Here is a 1,368-nt window from a genome sequence, read left to right as displayed (position 1 = left end):
TACTGGCACATCATCCAAGAAGCCTTCATTAGCGGCATAAAGAACGATACCCATTTCAGCAACGCTTTGTGGGCTGTACTGCTTTTGCTTCATAAGCTCTGTCACACGCTGACCGTGCTCTAGCTGCTTACGTGTTGCATCATCAAGGTCTGATGCGAACTGAGCAAATGCTGCCAATTCACGATACTGAGCCAAAGCCAAACGTACGCTACCACCTAACTTCTTGATGATCTTAGTCTGAGCTGCACCACCAACTCGTGATACCGAAATACCTGCGTTCATTGCAGGACGAATACCAGAGTTAAATAGGTTGGTCTCAAGGAAGATCTGACCATCTGTAATCGAAATTACGTTAGTTGGTACGAATGCAGATACGTCACCACCTTGTGTTTCGATGATCGGTAGAGCTGTCAATGAACCAGTTTGGCCCTTAACTTCACCATTGGTGAACTGCTCAACGTAATCAGCGTTTACACGTGATGCACGCTCTAGTAGACGTGAGTGCAAGTAGAATACGTCACCTGGATATGCTTCACGACCTGGTGGACGACGTAGTAGCAATGAAATCTGACGGTATGCCCAAGCTTGCTTGGTCAAATCATCAAATACGATCAATGCGTCTTCACCGCGGTCACGGAAGTATTCACCCATTGTTGTACCGCCGTATGGCGCTAAGAACAACATTGCTGCTGGATCAGCTGCACCTGCCGCAACAATGATCGTGTGATCCATTGCGTCATGCTCTTCAAGTTTACGTACAACCGCAGCGATAGAAGATTGCTTCTGACCAACTGCTACATAGATACACTTAACACCTGTGTTCTTCTGGTTAATGATTGCATCGATAGCGATTGCAGTCTTACCAGTCTGACGGTCACCGATGATCAACTCACGCTGGCCACGGCCGATAGGTACCATTGAGTCAATCGCTTTCAAACCAGTTTGTACTGGCTCATCAACTGATTGACGTGCGATTACACCTGGTGCAACTTTTTCTAAAGGTGCAGTTAGCGTAGTCTCGATAGGACCTTTACCATCAATTGGGTTACCTAGTGCATCAACAACACGGCCAAGCATTGCTTCACCGATTGGTACTTCTAGGATACGACCCGTACATTTTGCTTTCTGACCTTCGGCAAGACCTTTAGGGTCACCTAGGACAACGACACCTACAGAATCACGCTCTAGGTTAAGCGCCATACCGTATACGCCGGTTTCAAACTCTACCATCTCACCATACATTACGTCGGCAAGACCGTGAATTAGAACGATACCGTCAGATACACTGACGATAGTGCCCTCATTTTGGGCTTCAGAAGAAACATCGAGAGTTTCGATGCGCTTCTTAATAATTTCGCTGATCTCAGC

The 1,368-nt window shown here is 46.9% G+C and carries 1 protein-coding gene; it reads right to left on the bottom strand.

Annotated elements, in window-relative coordinates:
- Positions 1–1,368 (bottom strand): F0F1 ATP synthase subunit alpha (gene atpA, locus A3757_RS24765; protein WP_068740485.1); only part of this gene is annotated, 1,368 nt, incomplete at both ends.

This window comes from Oleiphilus sp. HI0117 (assembly GCF_001635235.1).
This window is presented reverse-complemented; position numbering and strand designations above follow the sequence as displayed.